We start from the raw sequence: 16263 nt of genomic DNA, 5'->3' as shown, positions 1-16263 counted from the left end.
AAGTCGCGTCGGTGCAGCCCGCAGCGTTGTACCAGCGTCTTGAATGACTCATTCAGGACCTCCGAAGACCTGAATGAGTCATTCAAGACGTCGGGCGAGCGGGTCACCGGCGGCAGAGCGGCCCAGCCGCGTAACTTTGCCGGGGCCCTGTCGCCTCACGTCATGAACGACTCGTTCATGACATCCCGGCCGCGCTCAGGTGCCGATCGGGATCTCCGCCCAGACCGTCTTGCCGCCGTCCGCGCGGTGGAAGTGCCCGCGCCGGCGGCTGCACGCCGCGATCAGCTTCAGCCCGGTGCCGACCGGGGCCACGTCGGGGGCCGCCGGGTCGAACCACGCCGCTCCGCCCGCGTCCTCGACGCCGATCCACACCGCCGAATCCGCGCACGTCAGCAGCGCGCGCACCGGTCCCGTCGCGTGGCGGACGGCGTTCGCGGCCAGTTCCCCCGCGATCAGCACGACGTCCGCCGTCACCTCGTCCGGTACCTCTTCGGCCGCGGCCAGGCGGTCGCGCACCCAGGCGCGGACCCGGCCGACCTGCGCGGGCTCCCCGTCGAAGACGAACTTGTCCAGCAGCATGATTCCCTCCCCGGGCCGGGAAATCGATTCCCCGTTCCCGGGTCCCGCCAATCGTCCTCGGGCCGGAACCGCCCGAACGGACTAGAGTGGACCCGTGAGTCCAGTCACCAAGCAGCTGACCCCCAAGGGCGCCGCGACGCGGAAGCGGATCGTCGAAGGGGCCGCGAAGGAGATCCGGGAGCGCGGCGTCGCCGTCACGACGCTGGACGACATCCGGGCGCGCACCGGCACGAGCAAGAGCCAGCTCTTCCACTACTTCCCCGGCGGCAAGGAAGACCTGCTGCTGGAGGTGGCCCGGTACGAAGCGGACCAGGTCATCGCGGCCCAGCAGCCCCAGCTGGGCGAGCTGACGTCGTGGGCGGCCTGGCGGCGCTGGCGTGACACGGTCGTCTCGCACTACACCGCGCGGGGCCAGCACTGCCCGCTCAACGTGCTCATCTCGCAGCTGGGCCGCGCAACCCCCGGTGCGCAAAAGGTCGTCGGCGACATGCTGGAGCGATGGCGGCAGGAGATCGCGGCCGGCGTCCGGCACCTGCAGGCCGCCGGCGAGGTCGCCGCGGACCTGGACGCCGAACGCACCGCGGCCGCCCTGCTGGCCGGGATCCAGGGCGGCGTGGTGGTGATGCTGTCGACCGGCCGCATCGATCACCTCGAAGCGGCGCTCGACGTCGGGATCGAGAACCTGCGGGCGAGCGGGAACCGGTGAGCCCGGTTCCCGCTCCCGGCGTCAGGCGGACTTGATCGCGGAGATCTCGAACTCCAGCGTGACCTTGTCGCTCACCAGCACGCCACCGGTCTCGAGCGCGGCGTTCCAGGTGATGCCGTAGTCCTTGCGGCTGATCGTGGTGGAGCCCTCGAAGCCGATCCGGTCGTTGCCGAACGGGTCCTTCGCGGAGCCCTCGAACTCGAACGGGACGGTCACCGAGCGGGTGACGTCCTTGATGGTCAGGTCACCGGTGACGTCGAAGCTGGTGTCGCCGGTCTGCTTGATCTCGGTCGAGGTGAAGGTGATCTGCGGGTACTCGTCCATCGACAGGAAGTCGTTGCTCTTCAGGTGCCCGTCGCGGTCCGCGTTGCGGGTGTCGATGCTGTGCGCCTGGATGGTCACCTGGACGCTCGACTTCTCCGGCGCGTCGCCGTCGATCGTGGCGGCACCGGTGAACTCGTTGAAGCTGCCGCGCACCTTGGTCACCATGGCGTGCCGGGCGACGAACCCGATCCGCGAGTGGGCGGCGTCGAGGGTGTATTCGCCGGTCAGCTGGGGGTAGGTGGTCGCGCTGGTCATCTTTGGTCTTCTCTCCTCGTGGTGGCGACCCCCGATTGATTGAGGGTTCAACGACACTGTACTCACTTTGGCTGGTTGCGCAAGCAAGCTTTCGGTAGAGTCGCCGGTATGGGTGATCTGTCCGCGCTCGACACCGGGGAAGCCGCGTTCTGGCGGTCGCTGATCCGCGTCACGACCGTACTCCCGCGCGCGCTGGAAGACCGGTTCCTGCCGGAGACCGGCCTCACGATCAGCGATTACGGCGTGCTCGTCTCGCTGTCGGAGGCACCGGATCGCCTGCTCCGCATCTCCGCGCTGGCGGCGGCGACCGCGTTGTCGCTCAGCCGGATCAGCCGGGTGGTCGACGACCTCGCCCGCCGCGGGCTGGTCGAGAAGCGGCGCTGCGAGGAGGACGGGCGCGCGTCCAACGCCGTGCTGACCGACGCCGGATTGGCCAGACTGGAGGCGGCCTACCCGAGCCACCTGGCCCGCGTCCGGGCTTCGGTGTTCGACCACCTGAGCGCCGAAGACATCCGGACGGCCGGTCCGGTGCTGGCCCGGCTGGCCGCGGCGCTCGACGCCGCTCCCCCGACCGACGAGGAGCCGAGGACGCGATGAGCGACAAGGGCGAGTACCAGCGGGACCTGAACTACCTCCCGGACCGCATCACCGCCGACGGCCGTGACGGCTGGCCGGTCGAACCGGGCCGCTACCGGCTGATCGTCGCGCGTGCCTGCCCGTGGGCCAACCGCGCGGTGATCGTCCGGCGGCTGCTGGGCCTGGAGCCCGCGCTGTCCATGGGCATCGCCGGGCCGGTGCACGACGAGCGGAGCTGGAGCTTCGACCTGGACCCGGACGGCCGCGACCCGGTGCTCGGCATCGAGCGCCTGCAGGAGGCGTTCTTCAAGCGCGACCCGGAGTACCCGCGCGGCATCACGGTGCCCGCGTTCGTCGACGTCCCCAGCGGGAAGGTCGTCACCAACGACTTCGCGCAGATGACCCTCGACATGTCCACCGAGTGGACCGCCTACCACCGCGAGGGCGCGCCCGAGCTGTACCCGGAGAAGCTGCGCGACGAGATCGACGACGTCGCGCAGAAGGTGTTCACCGACGTCAACAACGCGGTGTACCAGTGCGGGTTCGCCCGGTCCCAGGAAGCGTACGAGCACTCCTACCGCAAGCTGTTCGCCCGCCTGGACTGGCTGTCGGAGCGGCTCGCGGACCAGCGTTACCTGGTCGGCGACACGATCACCGAGGCCGACGTCCGGCTGTTCACCACGCTCGTCCGGTTCGACGCGGTCTACCACGGCCACTTCAAGTGCAACCGGCAGAAGCTCACCGAGCTGCCGGTGCTGTGGGCGTACACGCGCGACCTGTTCCAGACGCCCGGGTTCGGCGACACGATCGACTTCCCGCAGATCAAGGAGCACTACTACGTGGTGCACAAGAACGTGAACCCGACCGGGATCGTCCCGCTCGGCCCGGACGTCTCGGGCTGGCTGACCCCGCACGACCGCGAGCAGCTCGGCGGCCGCCCGTTCGGCGACGGCACCCCGCCGGGCCCGCCGCCGGAAGCGGAGAGGATGCCCGCGCTCTGAGTTCTTGGCTACGGTGATCGCCATGGAACGCCTGCGCGATCGCCGGATCCTCGTCACCGGCGCCGGTTCCGGCATCGGCCGGGCCACCACGCTCCGCCTGCTGGAGGAGGGAGCGCGGGTCGTCGCCACCGACGTCAAGGGCCTCGACGACCTGCCGGTGCCGGAGAAGCTGACGATGGACGTCGCCGACGAGGCCGCGGTGGCCGACGGCGTGGCTTCGGCGATCGAGACCCTCGGCGGTCTCGACGTCCTGGTCAACGCGGCGGGCATCCTGCTGGCGTCGCACACGCACGAGACGTCGCTGGAGCTGTGGAACCGGGTGCTCGCGGTCAACCTGACCGGCACGTTCCTGGTGACCCGCGCGGCGCTGCCCGCCCTGCTGGCTTCCGGCAAGGGCGTGGTGGTGAACTTCAGCTCGACGTCGGCTTCGTTCGCCCACCCGTACATGGCGGCGTACTGCGCGAGCAAGGGCGGGATCCAGGCGTTCACGCACTCGCTGGCGCTGGAGTACGCCAAGCAGGGCCTGCGCGCGGTGAGCGTCGCGCCGGGGAGCGTGAAGAGCGGGATCACGGATTCGGCGGCGAGCTGGCTGCCCCAGGACGTCGACTTCACGCTGTTCGGCCGCCTGCTGCCGATCCTCCCGACCGGGCTGACCACGGAGGTCGGCAACGCGGTGGCCCGCCCCGAGGCGGTGGCGGGCGTGGTGGCGATGCTGGCTTCGGACGACGGCGAGTTCATCACGGGCACGGAGATCCGCGTGGACGGCGGGACGCACACCTAAACGAGTAATGCGTGACTCGGTCAGTGGTCGTAGGCGGTCAGGGACCGGGTGACAGGCTGGCCGGTGGCGCGGTTGGGCGACGCGTACGTTCGGTGAGCAGGCGGGGTTCGTGGTCGCAGATCGCCGCGAGCACCTGCCGCTCGTCGACCTTCGGGTCAGCCAGGGCCCAGGCGACGGGGAGCCCGGCCGGGGTGCAGACCAGGTGCAGCCGCAGTCCCCAGAACCAGCGCGAGTGGGAGCGGCAGTAGCCGTACTTGGCCCAGCCGGCCAGCTCCGAGCGTTTCACGGTGGGCCGGGATCGGCCGCATTCGACCGGGGTGGGAGTCGACGATCGTCTCGGCCGCCAGCCAGCGGGCCTCGGAGGTCTGCCCGTTCGACGCCAGCCTGCGAGGTGGTCGTCGATCTTGACGTAGAGTGCGGTGAGAAGGGTGTTCAGGTCTGTCGTCACAAACCGGTCTTGGACACCCTTCGCCCGTCTCCGGCCACCACCCGGACTCACGCATTGCTCGTCGAGCGCGCTCCGGGGCGCAGGTCGCGAAACCCCCACTGCCGGAGCCGCCTTCGACTACGCTGCCGTCCGTGCCCGAACAGACATGGTCCCCCGACCCTGAGACGCCCGTCATCGAATACCGGACCGGCCGGTGGCTGTTCATCGGCGGGCTGGCCATGTTCGTCCTCTTCGGATTGGCCGCCGTCTTCCCGGACGTCGGGCATCCGTCAGCTTCGTCGAGAGCGAAGAACCTTCCTCCGGCCGCCGCGTCGTTCCTCTTCGGCGCGTTCGCGCTGGGCGGCCTGCTGGTGATGATGGGCTTCTTCCCCCGCATGCACCGCTTCGTCGCCGACCAACGTGGACTGTGGTGGCGAGCCGGTCGCAAATCCGGCCTGATCGCGTGGGAGGAGTTGCGTGCCGTGCGCGGCCGGGAACCGCGCCCGCCGGCCGAGAGCGACCCGAACTCGAAGCCCGTACGGTCGGCCCTCGTATTCACCCCCGCGGACGGCCGTTTCGCGATCCGCCACAGCGCGCTGGTGAAACCCCTGCCGGACGCCAAAGTGGACGTGGAACTGAGACTGCCGAACATCGCCACGGTCCGGCAGTTGACCCAGGAGATCGCCAGAGTCCGGCCGGACCTGCTCGACTGATGCCCTTGGCAGGTCTGGCCCGGGCCATCCGGGCGCAACGAGCCGGTGTCCGTGCACCCGATTCCGGCGGCGGCACACCGAATCCCCGTGCGCGTGTGGACACCCGCCTGCCACGCCGACGGTGAGGTTCGTGACGGGGCGTGGGTGGCCGCGCCGACCGGTTTGCTCGATCTCGCCGGCAGGCGGGTCATCGTTCGCCTCGCCACAGAACTCACCGCCTGGACACAGATGCACGCCCGGCCCGACCACCCCGCGCCCCTCCGCCGCGGCCGACTGGCCCGCCACGCCCGGCAAACCTGGCTCCGGCTCGCCGCACACCGCCCCTTCGAGTGATGAACAGATGATCGAACGTCGGTAATCTTGGTGTGTGGACAGAGAAACGGTGTGGCAAGCGGACGCGGAGGCCCTGGCCGACCGCCTCGTTTCGCTGCTCACCGTGGTGCGGTCCGCCGAAGCGGAAATCGGTGCGCTGCTGGTGGAAATCGAATCCCGTGGTGCGCTGGAACTGTTCGGCTACCGTTCCGCCGCCCGGTTGCTGGAGCATCTCGCCGACCTCCCGCGCGCCGCCGCCGACAAGGTCGTCAAGCGAGCCCAGGCTTTGCACCCCGCCCACTCTCTCGACGCCACCCCCGCCGTTGCCCCGGCCACCGGTATCGCTGCGCTGGCCGGCCGGTTGAGCACCCCGATGATCGACACCATCATCGATGCCGTCTCCCGCATCCCCGCCAAGCACCGCGAGACCGCGGAAGCGGACCTGCTGGCCTTCGCTGCCGAGGGCGGCCACAAACAGGTCGCAGCCCTCGGTGCCCGGATCCTGGCCCACCTCGACCCCGATGGCACCGCCCCTCGGGATGCCGAGCCCGCCACTCCCGTGCGGGAACTCTCGCTGCGCCGCAAACGCACTGGCACCTGGGAACTCACCGGCCGCTTCGACGATGAGACCGGCACCCGCGCCAGCGCGCTGCTTGACGCGCTGGCCGAGCGCCGCACCGCCGACGACGGCGGGGACTTCCGGTCCCCGCAGGAACGCTACGGCGACGCCTTCTCCGACGCAGTCGACCTGGCACTCAACTCCCCAGAGTTGCCCACCCAAGCCGGGGAACGCGTCCACGTGATGGTCGCGGTCTCCCTCACCGACCTGCGCTCCGGACTCGGCACGGCGACCCTGGGCGACACCGGTCTGATCTCGGCCGCCGAGGCCCGGATCCACGCCTGCGACTGCACCCTCATCCCCGCGGTCCTCGGCTCCGCCAGCGAACCGCTGAACCTCGGCCGCGCCCGCCGCCTCATCTCAGCCGGACTGCGCCGCGCCTTGTTCCTGCGCGACCGCGGCTGCGCCTTCCCCGGCTGCCACCGCCCACCCCGGCACTGCCAGGGCCACCACATCCACCACTGGTCCGAGGGCGGCTTGACCGACCTGGCGAACCTGGTCCTGCTCTGCGGCCACCACCACCGGCTCCTGCACCGCTCCGGCTGGCAGGTCCGCATCGCCACCGACGGCCACCCCGAATTTCTACCGCCGCGGTTCTTGGACAAACGCCGAAAACCCAGACGCAACAACCTGCATCAGCCCCTGCCATTCGCAGCCTGAACACGGGACAGGCCCGCAGCCACGGGCTACGGGCCTACACCCACGCCCAACCCTCTCACCCGCCGGCCGCCGACGCGTACCGCGAGGCCAGCACCGCGAGCCGTTCGGCCAGTTCCGGTGGGGACTCCACCACGAACGGCACGTCGAGCATCCCCACCACGAACGCCACGATGTCGTACGAGTCCGAAGCCAGCTCCAGCCGGCACGTCCCCTCATCGATCGGCGTCAGCTCGCCCTCCACCCGGCCGGCCAGTGCGGACGCCGGCGCGTAGAGCTTCAGCCGGGCGCGCAGCGGCCACATGTCCCGGCCCATCGTGCGCTTGAGGTACGCCGTGAGATCGCCGTCCGGGGGTTCGCGGGGGCTGAAGCGGGGGCCGTTGGGGGTGCGCGGGGTCAGGCGGTCCGCGCGGAACGTCCGCCAGTCCGCGCGCTCGGGGTCCCAGCCGACCAGGTACCAGCGGCGGCCCCACGACACCAGGCGGTGCGGTTCGATCGCGCGGCGGGACTCGCGGCCGTCGTGGCTCACGTAGTCGAAGCGGAGGGTTTCGGCCGCGCGGATCGCCGCCGACACCGCGGTGAGGACGTCCGCCGCCACCACCGGGCCGCGGGCCGGGAGTGCCAGGACGCTCGCTTCCAGTGCCGCCACGCGGTGACGCAGCCGGGACGGCAGGACCTGCTCGACCTTCGTCAGCGCCCGCAGCGACGCCTCTTCCAGGCCCGAGACGCCGCCGGCGTGCAGGCCGACCACCACCGCGACCGCTTCGTCGTCGTCGAGCAGCAGCGGCGGGAGTTCGGCGCCGGCGCCGAGGCGGTAGCCGCCGACCGGGCCCATCGCCGCGTGCACCGGGTAGCCCAGCTCGCGCAGGCGGTCGACGTCGCGGCGGATCGTGCGGGTCGTCACGCCGAGACGTTCGGCCAGCTCGGTGCCTGACCAGTCGCGGCGCAGCTGGAGCAGCGACAGCAGGCGGAGCAGGCGGGTTTCGCGCATGGTGCGAGTCTGCCGGACGTCGAGGACAGCTCCTGTCCTACTCGGGCGAGAGGGTGCCGGACATGGATCCCTTCCGCATCGACGTCCCGCAGGCCGACCTCGACGAGCTGCACCACCGCCTCGCCCGCACCCGCTGGCCGGGTGAGCTGCCCGGCGTGGGCTGGGGCTACGGCGTCAGCGAGCCGTACCTCCGTGAGCTGGCGGAATACTGGCGCGACGGCTTCGACTGGCGCGCGCGGGAAGCGCGGCTCAACGCGTTCCCGCAGTTCACGACCACGATCGACGGCCAGCGCGTGCACTTCCTCCACGTCCGCTCCCCCGAACCCGGCGCGACGCCGCTGATCCTGACCCACGGCTGGCCGAGCACGGTCGCCGACTTACTCGACGTTCTCGGCCCGCTCACCGACCCGCGCGCCCACGGCGGCGACCCGGCCGACGCGTTCCACGTCGTCGCCCCTTCGGTCCCCGGTTTCGCGTTCTCCGGCCCGACGGCCGAGCCGGGCTGGAACACGCGCCGCACGGCCCGGGCGTGGGCCGAGCTGATGCGGCGGCTGGGCTACGAGCGCTACGGCGCCCAGGGCGGCGACTTCGGCAGCATCGTCTCGCCGGAGCTGGGCCGCGTCGCGCCGACGTCGGTCATCGGGGTGCACGTCAACGCCGTCGCGAACGCCGGGGTGCCTACCGCGCCGGGCGACCTCGAGCGACTGTCCGAAGAGGACCGGAAACGCGCGCGGGAGAACGAGGTCTGGTGGTATGCGCACTCGGGCTACGCGACGCAGATGGCCACCCGGCCGCAGACGCTGGCGTACGCGCTCAACGATTCGCCCGTGGGGCAGCTCGCGTGGAACCTGGAGTGGTTCGTGGACTGGGACCCGTCGGCGACGCGACAGGCGCCGGTGTCGTGGGACGCGATCCTGACCGACGTGACGATCTTCTGGCTTACCGGCACCGCGGGCTCGGCGGCGCGCCTCTACCTGGAAGCGGCCCAGGACGGCTGGGGCGAGCGCCCGGCCCCGTCCGGAGTCCCGACGGCGGTGGCGAACTTCCGGGGCGACCACGCGCTCCGCGGGCTGGCCGAGCTGTCGAACACGGTGACGCGGTGGTCGGAGTACGACGACGGCGGGCACTTCGCGTCGCTGCAGGCGCCGGACGTGCTGGTGCGCGACATCCGGGAGTTCTTCCGGGAGCTTTAACGCAGCGAGCGGGTCAGCCAGACGACCTCGCCACTGTCTTCTGTGGACACGTGATCCCGCGCGAACCCGAGTTTTTCGAGGACACGCAACGACGGCGTGTTCTCCGCACCGACAGTCGCCCAGAGGCGCTTCCGCCCGGTCGCCGCCGCGGCTTCGACCACCGCGGCGGCCGCCTCGGTGGCGTAACCGTTTCCGTGCGCGCGCCGGAACAGCTCGTACGCGATCTCGGGTTCCTCGAGGGTGGCGCGGCCGACGATCAGCCCGCAATAGCCGATGAAGTCGCCTTCGGCACGGCGTTCGACGGGCATCAGGGCGATCCCCGTTGTAGCGGCCGACATCTTCGCGATGAGGTCCCGCATCTCCCCGAGCGCGGGCGTTCCCTTTCCGCGTTCGGCGTGCAGGGCGCGCAGGTCCCCGGCGTCCGCCTCGGCCCACGGGCGCAGGAGCAGGCGCCCGGTCCCGAGGTGGGACGGCATCAGCGCGTACACGTCAGATTTCGCGGCGGCGCCGCCGGTCGACGGCGCCGTCCAGCAACGGGCGCAGTTCCTCGACCACCGTCTCGAGCGGCGCGACGTCCCGGTGGGCCCGGGCCAGGACGATCGCGCCCTCCAGCGTGCTGAGCATGAGCACCGCCAGCGAGGCGCTGCGGGACGGCGGGACGCCCAGCTGCTCGAGGGCGGTGGCGACCGGGCGCTGCCAGCCGTCGAAGGCCTTGCCGACCGCTTCGCGGAGGCTGTCGCTGGTGGCCGCGGTGTCGGCGACCGTCGCGACCAGGGGGCAGCCCGCGTCGAAGCCGTCGTCGGTGAACTGGTCGCGCCACTGGCCGGCCATCGCCGCGAAGAGCTTGCCGGGCGTCGGGTCCTCGATCTTGGTGAGGACGCGCGCCACCCGCCGGGCGGCGTAATCGCCCGCCCACGCGACCGCTTCGGCGATCAGCTGGTCCTTACCGCCCGGGAAGTAGTGCTGCAGGGAGCCCCGCGGGGCTTCGGCGTGCACGGCCACGTCCCGCATGCCGGTCGCCCCGACACCGTGGATCCGCACCAGTTGCGCGGCGCTGAGCACCATCCGCTCGCGCGGCGTCCTCGTCATCGGCTGCCTCCTTCATGACGTCCGTCATGATAGCCCAGTCGGGGACGGCCAGTGCGAAGTCGCGCTCGCCCCGCTCGTACGACGGCACCGGCCGGAAGCCCTGCCCCAGCAGCAGCGCTTCGGCTCCGGTGTTTCCGGCTTGGACGGTGGCCCGCACGGTCCAGCCCGGCCACCGCCCGGACGCCCACAGCCACCGGCTCAGCGCACTGCCGATCCCCTGCCGCTGCCACGCGTCGGCGACCAGGACGCCGATTTCGGCCGTGCCCGGGGTTTCCGAGACGAAGTTGAGCAGGCCGACCGGGGTGCCGTCCCGGAAGGCGAGCAGCGCGGCACCGGCCGGCGGTCCCGCGAGCAGGAAGCGCTGGTAGCGCCGGAAGACCTCGGCCGGCTCGGCGGGACCGCCCATGAGGAAGCGGCGCCGCAGGCTGGCCGGTGAGCAGGCCGCGACCAGCGCGCCGACGCGGTCACGATCGGCGTCGCCCGCTTCGCGGATGTCTATGACGGTGGTCATAGTCCTATGAGAGCACGTTGTGGCCGCCAGCACACTATGACGGCTGTCATAGATCGATTCGAGGCTCCGACCGGAGGGATTCGCGCTTCAGCCACGCGGGTACGTTGCCGTGGCCGCGCTCCCCCACCGCGAAAGGCGTCCTCGATGCAGCTCTACGCCGAACGGCCGATCCGCCGCACCGCCCAGCTCGTCAGCGACTTGCTCGCCCTGCTGCTCGTCGTCTTCGCGGTGTGGCTGGCCACCTCGGTGTACGACCAGGTGATGAAGCTGCGCGCCCCCGGCGACGGGCTCGTCAACGCCGGCACGGGGCTGCGCGGCACGTTCGACGGCGCCGCGAACTCCGCCGGCGGCATCCCGCTCGTCGGCGACGCGCTCGCGAACGCCCTGCACGGCGGCTCCACCGTCGGCAACCAGCTCGCCGACGCCGGCCGCTGGCAGATCGAAGCCGTGGAGAGCCTCGCGTGGTGGATGGCGGCGATCATCGTCGTGCTGCCCGTGCTCACGCTCGTCGTGACCTGGCTCCCGCTGCGCTGGCACTTCGCCCGTCACGCGACCGCCGCCGCCCGGCTGCGGGAGCTCGGGGACGAAGGCCTCGACCTGCTCGCGCTGCGGGCCTTGACCACGCAACCGTTGCGGCGCCTGGCTTCCGGGACCAACGTGGCCACCGGCTGGCGGGAGCGGGACCGGGACGTCATCGAGGAACTCGCCGGCCGCGAACTCGCCCGGCACGGCCTCGCCCCCTGAACCGGCCTGGCGTCAGCGCGGGCCCTGCCGCCGCCCGACCGAGCGGCCGATGAAGAAGCCCAGCAGCAAGCCCACGACCAAGCCGATCGCGATGAAGAAGATCACCGTCGCGGCGGCGATCTTGCCCACCGTGCCGAGGAAGCCCTTGGCCTCGAACTCCCCGACCGCCGCCACCGTCTGCGCGAGAACGTAGTGCGTCATGATCACCAGGGTGGCACCGCCGCGCGCCCCGCGCACGGGGAAGGTCCCCCCAACGGCGGCTCAGGACGCCGATAGGGGGACCTTCGATCTCCGCGGCGCGCGCTCAGCCGACGGAGGGACCCATTCCGAGAGACTGCGGGGTGCTCGCGTCCGGCGAAGGCTGGTGCAAGCCCTCGTCCAGCGGCCCGAACTCCGTCATCAGCGCCGCACTGCCACCCCACGGGGTCTGTTCCTCGGCGATGAGGGAGTTCGTCGTCAGCAGCAGGCCCGCCACCGAAGCGCCGTTCTGCACCGCCGAGCGGCAGACGCGCAGCGGATCCACCACACCCATCGCGATCATGTCGCCGTAGCGGTCGTGCAGGGCGTCGAAGCCTTCGTCTTCGCCCAGTTCGCGGGTGCGCGCCACGATCTCGTGCGCCGGGTGGCCCGCGTTGTGGGCGATGAGGAACGCCGGTTCGGCCAGCGCCCGCCGGACGATCTCCACGCCGACCGCCTGGTCGCCTTCGAGACCGAGGCCTTCCAGCGCCTTCTCGGCGTGCAGCAGCGCCGCTCCCCCGCCGGCCACGATGCCTTCGGCCATCGCCGCGCGAGTGGCCGAGAGCGCGTCCTCGACCCGGTGCTGCAGCTCCTTCAGCTCCGCCGGGGTCGCCGCGCCGACGTGGACCACCGCGACCTTGCCGGTCAGGGCGCCGATGCGCTCGGTCAGTACGTCTTCGTCGACGCCGAACTGGGCGCGTTCCAGTTCCGCGCGCAGCTGGCCGACGCGGAAGTCCACCGCTTCCGAAGAGCCCGCGCCGCCGACGATCGTCGTGCGGTTCTCGGTGACGCGGACCTGCTTGGCCCGGCCCAGGTGCTCCAGCGTCATCGTCTCCATCGTGAACCCGGACTGTCGCGAAAGGACCGCGCCGCCGACGATCGCGGCCAGGTCCTCCAGCTTGTGCAGCCGCCGGTCGCCGAAGCCGGGGGCGCGGATCGCGACCGACTGGAACGTGCCGTTCATGTGGTTGTGCACCAGCATGGACAACGCCGTGCCCTCGACCGTCTCGCCGATCACCACCAACGGCCTCGGCGCGCGCATCACCTTGTCCAGCAACGGCATCAGCTGCTGCACCTTGGTGATCTTCTCCGCGCACATCAGGATGTAGGGGTCGTCGAGCACCGCCTCCAGCCGGCCCGGGTCGGTGACCAGGTACGGCGAGAGGTAGCCGTTGTCGAACTCGAACCCTTCGACGAAGTCGACGCTCATCCCGATCGACGGCGACTCCTCGACCGTCACCACGCCGCCGTCGCCGACGGTGTGCAGGGCCTTCGCGATGACGGCGCCGACGGCGTCGTCGTCGTTGGCCGAGATCGCGGCCACCCGCGCGTAGTCCTGTTCGGACACCACCGGGTGCGCCTGCTTCTCCAGGTGCGCCACCAGCAGGCCGACGGCGTGGTCGATGCCGCGCTTGACGAGCACCGGGTTGCCGCCGCCGGAGATCGCCCGCATGCCTTCGTGGACGATCGCCTGGGCGAGCACGGTCGCCGTGGTGGTGCCGTCGCCGACGACGTCGTTGGTCTTGATCGCCGCTTCCTTGACCAGCTGCGCGCCCATGTTCTCGAACTGGTTCTTCAGGTGGATCTCGCGCGCGATGGTGACGCCGTCGTTGGTGACCACCGGCGAACCGGTGATCTTCTCGATGATCACGTTGCGGCCCTTGGGACCCAACGTGGACTTGACCGCTTCCGCCAGCTTGTCGACGCCCGACAGCAGCAGGTCGCGGGCGTCCGAGCCGAACCGCAGTTCCTTCGCCATGTGCCTGCTCCTAGGGGGTGAGGATGGCCCGGCCGCGCACGCGCCCGGCGTCGAGGTCGGCCAGCGCGTCGAGCGCCGCGTCCAGGGGGTACTTCTTCGTGTGCAGCGTGACCTTCCCGGCCTGCGCCAGCACCATCAGCTCCACGAGGTCGTTGTAGGTGCCGACCAGGTTGCCGATGATGTTGCGCTCGGTGGAGATGATGTCGATCGTCGGGATTTCGATGTTCGAGCCGTAGCCGATGACGAAGTGCGACCCGGCGCGCCGGGTCATCGCGAACGCGTCCTGCTGGGCGCCCTGCTCGGCGACGAAGTCGAGCACGACCTCGGCACCGTTGCCACCGGTCAGGTCAAGCACCGCGTCGACCTGCTTGCCGTCGGCCAGCACGGTTTCGTCGGCGCCCAGCGTCGAAGCCAGCTCGAGCGCGTCGGCGTTGCGGTCCACCACGATCACCCGAGCAGCCGTCAACGCACGAAGCGACTGGATGCCGATGTGCCCGAGGCCGCCGGCGCCGTTGACGACGCACGTCGTGCCCGGATACAGCAGCGGCACGGACTTGCGCACCGCGTGGTAGGCGGTGATCCCGGCATCGGCGAGCGCCGCCACGTCGGACGGCTGGGTCGACGGGTCGAGCTTGATGCACGCCCGCGCCGACGTCAGCAGGTACTCCGCCATCCCGCCATCGGTGTTGATGCCCGGAAACGTCCCGTTCGGACAGTGCATGTCGTCGCCCGCGCGGCAGGCGTGGCACAGCCCGCACGTCGGCGTCGGGTGCAGGATGACCGTGTCCCCGACCTCGACGTTGGTCACCGCCGGGCCGACCTCGTGCACCCAGCCGGCGTTCTCGTGGCCGATCGTGTACGGCAGCGCGACGCCGGACTTCTCGGCCCACTGCTCTTCGATGATGTGCAGGTCGGTGCGGCACACGCCGGCGCCGCCGATCTTGACCACGACGTCGAAGGGTCCGGTCGCGCGCGGCTCCGGGACGTCTTCGATCACCGGGTGCTGGTGGTACTTCTGCAGCCGCACGGCCTTCATCCCGTGCCCTCCTCGTCTTCGGCCAGCGAGTACCGAGCACGCAACATGCCGCGGCACACGCCGGAATTGGCCTCCATGCTGGTGCGGGTGAGCCGGGCGAACGCCAGGTGGCGCTTCGCGTCGGCGGGGGCGACCGCGAGCCCGGTCGCCGGGTCGAGCAGCAGCGGGTCGCCGTCGCCGGCGGGCAGGCCCAGCTCGCGGCGGCGGGCCCGCAGCCGGTCGAGGTCCGGGCTCGGCGGGACCTCGCCGAGGGTCAGCGACGTCGGGTCACGCCCGGCCAGGGACCGGCACACGCGGTCGGTGCCGGCCAGCACCGCCTTGCGGACGAAGTCGTACCGCAGCGTGTCGAGTTCGTCGGCGGCCTCGCCCTCGAACGAAGCGACGAACCCCTGCCGGGCCGCCACTCCGCGGTTGATGACGTCCGAGGCGAAGTGGTCGTCCAGCTTGATGTCGAGCCCGGTCAGGCCCGGCACCCCGGCCACGGCATCGTAGGCGTCCGCCACCATGAGGAACGCGAAGTTGGGCGCGCAGAAGTACGTCGGCAGCCGCAGCCGGATGACGGCGTGGCCCGCGTCGTCCACCTCGCAGCGGGCGACGAACCCGAGGTCGGTGAGGGGTTCGTCCAGTTCGGGATCGCGGACGGTGCCCAGCGCCGCCCACACGGCGGCGCGGGCACCGAGCACCAGGGTGGTCATGAGTTCGGCACGCCGACCGGCTCGACGTTCTCCGGGTTCGCGAGCTTCAGCTCCTCGGGGACGTCGATGTCGTAGAGCCGCGCGGCGTTCAGCCCGAGGATCTTCTTCTTCTGGTCGACCGTCAGCGGCGGGAAGTCCGACAGCTCGTCGTCGCCCGGCATGTTCCAGTCGACGAAGCCCTCGACCTGCCACTTGGGTTCCCAGATGGCGTAGTCAGCGCCGAAGACCAGCTTGTCCTCGCCGAGCCAGAACATCAGCTCGCCCATGACCTTCGCGAAGAACTTCGGCCGGGCGTGCATCAGGCCGCCGACCACGACGGCCAGCCCCGCGTAGACGTTCCGCTCCTGGGTGGCCATGAAGCAGAAGTCCTCGATGCGCGGCAGGCCGACGTGCTCGACGATGAAGTTGAGGCCCTGGAAGTTCGTCGCCACGTGGTCCACATCGGACACGTCGAACGCGTCCTTGTCCAGCGGCCAGATCGTCGGTCCCTTGTGGACGTGGATGTTCTTGACGCCGAGCTCCTCGCACTTCTCGAGGTAGCGCGCGGCTTCCGGGTCCTTGAGGCTCCAGCCACGGGAATCGCCGTACCACTCCGCGGTGTAGAGCTTGACGCCCTTGCAGCCGTAGCGCTTGACGCGTTCTTCGAACGCCCTCATCCCCGCGTCGCCTTCTCGCGGGTCGAACGTGGTGTTGACGAGGAACTTGCCGGGGTGCTTCTCGGCGAGCGCCGCGTCGGCCTCGGTGGTGTTGAAGCCGTTCTTGTACCACTGCCGCAGGTTCGTCGGCTGGAAGATGGCGGTGTCGACGTGCCCGACCTCGAACAGGTCGTGCATCATCAGTTCCTCGGAGTACTTCTGGAACCGGTCGATCGGCCAGTGCGTCTCCTTCGGGCCGAGGCCCTGGTAGGCGTGGAAGCACTCGATCCAGCCCTTGGCGTATTCCTCCTGCCCCTTGACCCAGTTGTCCGGGCTCGCGTCCCAGAAGTGGGTGTGGGCGTCCACCACGAAGTATTTTTCGCCGTCTTTTTCGTACATGGTTGATCCTCCTGAGCCGGACCG

General features: G+C 70.7%; 19 protein-coding genes and 1 pseudogene. 8 read left to right on the top strand and 12 right to left on the bottom strand.

Annotated features, from left to right (window positions below; genetic code table 11):
• Positions 1 to 195: 195 nt before the first annotated feature.
• A complete protein-coding gene (locus H4696_RS07230; protein ID WP_086865418.1) occupies positions 196 to 579 on the bottom strand; it encodes an ATP-binding protein in 384 nt (127 codons plus the stop codon).
• 94 nt (positions 580 to 673) lie between these two features.
• Here H4696_RS07230 and H4696_RS07225 point away from each other — a divergent pair, with 94 nt between their 5' ends.
• Positions 674 to 1285 (top strand): TetR/AcrR family transcriptional regulator, encoded by a 612-nt coding sequence (locus H4696_RS07225; RefSeq protein ID WP_086865417.1) that lies wholly within the window; start codon positions 674 to 676, stop codon positions 1283 to 1285.
• Between the two features lie 21 nt (positions 1286 to 1306).
• On the opposite strand, the gene H4696_RS07220 is transcribed toward H4696_RS07225, so the two are convergent.
• Entirely contained in the window at positions 1307 to 1864 is a 558-nt protein-coding gene (locus tag H4696_RS07220; protein ID WP_086865416.1) for a YceI family protein, read from the bottom strand.
• A 108-nt stretch (positions 1865 to 1972) separates the two neighbouring features.
• Here H4696_RS07220 and H4696_RS07215 point away from each other — a divergent pair, with 108 nt between their 5' ends.
• The 3 genes from H4696_RS07215 to H4696_RS07205 are packed head-to-tail and all read left to right on the top strand — an operon-like array spanning position 1973 to position 4222.
• A complete protein-coding gene (locus H4696_RS07215) occupies positions 1973 to 2461 on the top strand; it encodes a MarR family winged helix-turn-helix transcriptional regulator (RefSeq protein WP_086865415.1) in 489 nt (162 codons plus the stop codon).
• Positions 2458 to 3441: a glutathione S-transferase family protein gene (locus tag H4696_RS07210; protein WP_086865414.1), complete on the top strand. Its 984-nt coding sequence runs from the start codon at positions 2458 to 2460 to the stop codon at positions 3439 to 3441. The genes H4696_RS07215 and H4696_RS07210 overlap by 4 nt, the downstream gene beginning before the upstream one ends.
• Positions 3442 to 3463: 22 nt before the next feature.
• Positions 3464 to 4222 (top strand): SDR family NAD(P)-dependent oxidoreductase, encoded by a 759-nt coding sequence (locus H4696_RS07205; RefSeq protein WP_086865419.1) that lies wholly within the window; start codon positions 3464 to 3466, stop codon positions 4220 to 4222.
• A gap of 94 nt (positions 4223 to 4316) precedes the next feature.
• Here the strand turns inward: H4696_RS07205 and H4696_RS07200 are convergent.
• Positions 4317 to 4670 (bottom strand): annotated as a pseudogene (locus tag H4696_RS07200) (IS982 family transposase); the annotation flags it as partial.
• 131 nt (positions 4671 to 4801) lie between these two features.
• Here H4696_RS07200 and H4696_RS07195 point away from each other — a divergent pair.
• Positions 4802 to 5362 carry a hypothetical protein gene (locus H4696_RS07195; RefSeq protein WP_086865413.1) on the top strand — a complete coding sequence of 187 codons (561 nt, stop codon included), beginning with the start codon at positions 4802 to 4804 and terminating at the stop codon, positions 5360 to 5362.
• 382 nt (positions 5363 to 5744) lie between these two features.
• On the top strand, positions 5745 to 6953 hold the full coding sequence (locus H4696_RS07190; RefSeq protein WP_420831555.1) for an HNH endonuclease signature motif containing protein: 1209 nt from the start codon (positions 5745 to 5747) through the stop codon (positions 6951 to 6953).
• A gap of 55 nt (positions 6954 to 7008) precedes the next feature.
• Here the strand turns inward: H4696_RS07190 and H4696_RS07185 are convergent, their stop codons facing one another.
• Positions 7009 to 7941, bottom strand: a complete 933-nt coding sequence (locus tag H4696_RS07185) for a helix-turn-helix transcriptional regulator (protein ID WP_192782125.1) — start codon at positions 7939 to 7941, stop codon at positions 7009 to 7011.
• A gap of 62 nt (positions 7942 to 8003) precedes the next feature.
• Here H4696_RS07185 and H4696_RS07180 point away from each other — a divergent pair, with 62 nt between their 5' ends.
• Positions 8004 to 9134, top strand: coding sequence for an epoxide hydrolase family protein (locus tag H4696_RS07180; RefSeq protein ID WP_086865509.1), 1131 nt, complete (start codon positions 8004 to 8006; stop codon positions 9132 to 9134).
• Here the strand turns inward: H4696_RS07180 and H4696_RS07175 are convergent.
• The 3 genes from H4696_RS07175 to H4696_RS07165 are packed head-to-tail and all read right to left on the bottom strand — an operon-like array spanning position 9131 to position 10734.
• Positions 9131 to 9622 carry a GNAT family N-acetyltransferase gene (locus H4696_RS07175; protein ID WP_249027290.1) on the bottom strand — a complete coding sequence of 164 codons (492 nt, stop codon included), beginning with the start codon at positions 9620 to 9622 and terminating at the stop codon, positions 9131 to 9133. The genes H4696_RS07180 and H4696_RS07175 overlap by 4 nt on opposite strands.
• A gap of 1 nt (position 9623) precedes the next feature.
• Complete coding sequence (locus H4696_RS07170) at positions 9624 to 10145, bottom strand: LmrA/YxaF family transcription factor (RefSeq protein WP_264086317.1); 522 nt, start codon at positions 10143 to 10145, stop codon at positions 9624 to 9626.
• Positions 10078 to 10734, bottom strand: a complete 657-nt coding sequence (locus H4696_RS07165; RefSeq protein ID WP_225955616.1) for a GNAT family N-acetyltransferase — start codon at positions 10732 to 10734, stop codon at positions 10078 to 10080. The genes H4696_RS07170 and H4696_RS07165 overlap by 68 nt, the downstream gene beginning before the upstream one ends.
• Before the next feature lie 144 nt (positions 10735 to 10878).
• On the opposite strand from H4696_RS07165, the gene H4696_RS07160 reads away from it, so the two are divergent.
• The gene (locus H4696_RS07160) at positions 10879 to 11478 is read left to right on the top strand and encodes a hypothetical protein (RefSeq protein WP_086865506.1); all 600 of its coding nucleotides are present in this window, start codon (positions 10879 to 10881) and stop codon (positions 11476 to 11478) included.
• A 12-nt stretch (positions 11479 to 11490) separates the two neighbouring features.
• On the opposite strand, the gene H4696_RS07155 is transcribed toward H4696_RS07160, so the two are convergent.
• From H4696_RS07155 to H4696_RS07135, 5 genes are all read right to left on the bottom strand, one after another.
• A complete protein-coding gene (locus H4696_RS07155; protein ID WP_192782124.1) occupies positions 11491 to 11679 on the bottom strand; it encodes a hypothetical protein in 189 nt (62 codons plus the stop codon).
• A gap of 103 nt (positions 11680 to 11782) precedes the next feature.
• Complete coding sequence (gene groL / locus H4696_RS07150) at positions 11783 to 13474, bottom strand: chaperonin GroEL (RefSeq protein ID WP_086865441.1); 1692 nt, start codon at positions 13472 to 13474, stop codon at positions 11783 to 11785.
• Between the two features lie 10 nt (positions 13475 to 13484).
• Positions 13485 to 14510: an NAD(P)-dependent alcohol dehydrogenase gene (locus H4696_RS07145; RefSeq protein WP_086865442.1), complete on the bottom strand. Its 1026-nt coding sequence runs from the start codon at positions 14508 to 14510 to the stop codon at positions 13485 to 13487.
• A complete protein-coding gene (locus H4696_RS07140; protein WP_192782123.1) occupies positions 14507 to 15205 on the bottom strand; it encodes an iron-sulfur cluster assembly protein in 699 nt (232 codons plus the stop codon). Before H4696_RS07140 ends, H4696_RS07145 begins: the two co-directional genes overlap by 4 nt.
• Entirely contained in the window at positions 15202 to 16239 is a 1038-nt protein-coding gene (locus tag H4696_RS07135) for an amidohydrolase family protein (RefSeq protein WP_086863151.1), read from the bottom strand. The genes H4696_RS07140 and H4696_RS07135 overlap by 4 nt, the downstream gene beginning before the upstream one ends.
• Positions 16240 to 16263 lie beyond the last annotated feature (24 nt).

The organism is Amycolatopsis lexingtonensis, assembly GCF_014873755.1.
Lineage (GTDB): Bacteria > Actinomycetota > Actinomycetes > Mycobacteriales > Pseudonocardiaceae > Amycolatopsis > Amycolatopsis lexingtonensis.
Note: the sequence above shows the minus strand (reverse complement) of the source record. Positions and strands in the feature narration are given on the sequence as shown.

Bases quoted from the DNA above. Each gene is read 5' to 3' on its own strand.
- H4696_RS07230 (WP_086865418.1), bottom strand. From the start codon at position 579: ATGCTGCTGGACAAGTTCGTCTTCGACGGGGAGCCCGCGCAGGTCGGC.
- H4696_RS07220 (WP_086865416.1), bottom strand. From the start codon at position 1,864: ATGACCAGCGCGACCACCTACCCCCAGCTGACCGGCGAATACACCCTC.
- H4696_RS07215 (WP_086865415.1), top strand. From the start codon at position 1,973: ATGGGTGATCTGTCCGCGCTCGACACCGGGGAAGCCGCGTTCTGGCGG.
- H4696_RS07210 (WP_086865414.1), top strand. From the start codon at position 2,458: ATGAGCGACAAGGGCGAGTACCAGCGGGACCTGAACTACCTCCCGGAC.
- H4696_RS07205 (WP_086865419.1), top strand. From the start codon at position 3,464: ATGGAACGCCTGCGCGATCGCCGGATCCTCGTCACCGGCGCCGGTTCC.
- H4696_RS07185 (WP_192782125.1), bottom strand. From the start codon at position 7,941: ATGCGCGAAACCCGCCTGCTCCGCCTGCTGTCGCTGCTCCAGCTGCGC.
- H4696_RS07180 (WP_086865509.1), top strand. From the start codon at position 8,004: ATGGATCCCTTCCGCATCGACGTCCCGCAGGCCGACCTCGACGAGCTG.
- H4696_RS07170 (WP_264086317.1), bottom strand. From the start codon at position 10,145: ATGCGGGACGTGGCCGTGCACGCCGAAGCCCCGCGGGGCTCCCTGCAG.
- H4696_RS07165 (WP_225955616.1), bottom strand. From the start codon at position 10,734: ATGACCACCGTCATAGACATCCGCGAAGCGGGCGACGCCGATCGTGAC.
- H4696_RS07160 (WP_086865506.1), top strand. From the start codon at position 10,879: ATGCAGCTCTACGCCGAACGGCCGATCCGCCGCACCGCCCAGCTCGTC.
- H4696_RS07155 (WP_192782124.1), bottom strand. From the start codon at position 11,679: ATGACGCACTACGTTCTCGCGCAGACGGTGGCGGCGGTCGGGGAGTTC.
- groL (WP_086865441.1), bottom strand. From the start codon at position 13,474: ATGGCGAAGGAACTGCGGTTCGGCTCGGACGCCCGCGACCTGCTGCTG.
- H4696_RS07145 (WP_086865442.1), bottom strand. From the start codon at position 14,510: ATGAAGGCCGTGCGGCTGCAGAAGTACCACCAGCACCCGGTGATCGAA.
- H4696_RS07140 (WP_192782123.1), bottom strand. From the start codon at position 15,205: ATGACCACCCTGGTGCTCGGTGCCCGCGCCGCCGTGTGGGCGGCGCTG.
- H4696_RS07135 (WP_086863151.1), bottom strand. From the start codon at position 16,239: ATGTACGAAAAAGACGGCGAAAAATACTTCGTGGTGGACGCCCACACC.